This window comes from Aminobacter sp. P4_D5, from assembly GCF_056401815.1.
The window spans coordinates 1-526 of record NZ_JBFUIP010001359.1 but is presented as its reverse complement, the minus strand read 5'-3'; the positions used below and the strand labels follow the sequence as shown (position 1 = coordinate 526).

General features: G+C 69.6%; 1 protein-coding gene and 1 pseudogene. One reads left to right on the top strand and one right to left on the bottom strand.

Going from position 1 to position 526, the window contains the following annotated elements; genetic code table 11:
- Positions 1–273 (bottom strand): helix-turn-helix domain-containing protein (locus tag AC1DWF_RS38395; RefSeq protein WP_476843638.1); only part of this gene is annotated, 273 nt, incomplete at its 3' end.
- Between the two features lie 52 nt (positions 274–325).
- Here AC1DWF_RS38395 and AC1DWF_RS38390 point away from each other — a divergent pair.
- Positions 326–526, top strand: a pseudogene (locus AC1DWF_RS38390) (hypothetical protein); the annotation flags it as partial.

The following is a 526-nucleotide window of genomic DNA, read 5'->3' as shown; positions in this document are numbered from 1 at the left end:
GCCCGTCTCCGGGTCGGTCCAGACCTCTTGCTCCGCCGCCCGCGCGAGGCGCCCGGCGCCGCCATCCGATTCGGCCCTCGCCAGCAGCGTCGAGACCGTCAGCCCGAACGCGCCCGAGAGCCGGCCGAGCAGCGCCGCCGTCGGGCTGGCCTCGCCCCGCTCGACCTTGCTGATCATGGCGCGCGAGACGCCGGAGGCTGTGGCAAGCTCTGCGATGGCCCACCCGCGCGCCTCACGCTCCCGCCGGATCCGGCCGGCGAGAAGAGTCAGCAAAGGATCATCCAGGATAGTGGACATAGGACCACTTTAATGGAACCCTCGCGGCATGGCCATGGATTCGAGCAAGCCGCCCGCACTGGGCCACAATGGCGGCCCGCCGCTCGACCCCGACGCCTCCTGGCGCAGCTATGTCTGGCGCAAGGCACAAAAGAAGGCCTGGAAGACGCCGCCCCGTGAAATCGCCCTGCGCCGACTGGCCCGCGCTGAGGAGCTCGGCATGACCTACAAGGAATACACGCTCGAGATC